The sequence below is a fragment of the Vibrio sp. 10N.222.49.C9 genome (assembly GCF_041474985.1).
Classification (GTDB): domain Bacteria; phylum Pseudomonadota; class Gammaproteobacteria; order Enterobacterales; family Vibrionaceae; genus Vibrio; species Vibrio crassostreae_C.
Genome location: NZ_JBFRVD010000973.1, coordinates 1 through 620 on the forward strand (window position 1 = coordinate 1; position 620 = coordinate 620).

The following is a 620-nucleotide window of genomic DNA, read 5'->3' on the forward strand; positions in this document are numbered from 1 at the left end:
ATTTTGAGCCAGTGATCAACGGGTGCCATTCAGGTAGGTCTTTATTTTCAGACAATAAGCGGTAAGCACAGGTTTCTGGCAGCCAATGAAACTCGTGAATCTGGTCGCGTGTGAGCTTTAAGCACTCTTCACCAGATTCAAAACGATTGGCATAGTCTTTACAGCTACAGGTTTTGCTGTTTAACCAGCTACAGGCCACATTGGTGTAGTAGACCTCGTCGCTGTCTTCGTCCATAAGTTTGTGTAAGCAACATTTACCACAGCCATCACATAGAGCTTCCCACTCTTGTTCGCTCATCTGTTCTAGTGTTTTTGTTTGCCAAAATGGAGAAGTCATCTTAAATCTTACCGTCATAAACTTGGAGGCGTTTTATACCTATTCATCGCTTAAAATACAAGCAAAAGCGATAATCAAGCACTTACATGAATACTTTTCATCCGAGTACAGAAACTTCTTTCAATCTTAGTAAAACTGTTGATAATCCCCCTTCACTTTTCTTGTAAGGCTCAACTGTATGGAATGTCGTCTTTATTGTGGTGCCTGTTGTATAGCGCCAAGTATCTCTAGCAGCTTTCCACTGCATCCTAACGGCAAGAACGCCGGTGAGCGCTGTAAACAA

Annotated in this window: 1 protein-coding gene and 1 pseudogene; one reads left to right on the plus strand and one right to left on the minus strand. The window is 42.3% G+C overall.

The genetic code is table 11. The annotated features are described in order from the left end of the window. Positions 1-337: YcgN family cysteine cluster protein (locus AB4585_RS26475; RefSeq protein WP_372171728.1), on the minus strand; the 337-nt coding region annotated here is incomplete at its 3' end. Between the two features lie 178 nt (positions 338-515). Here AB4585_RS26475 and AB4585_RS26480 point away from each other — a divergent pair. After that, positions 516-620: pseudogene (locus AB4585_RS26480) on the plus strand (YkgJ family cysteine cluster protein); the annotation flags it as partial.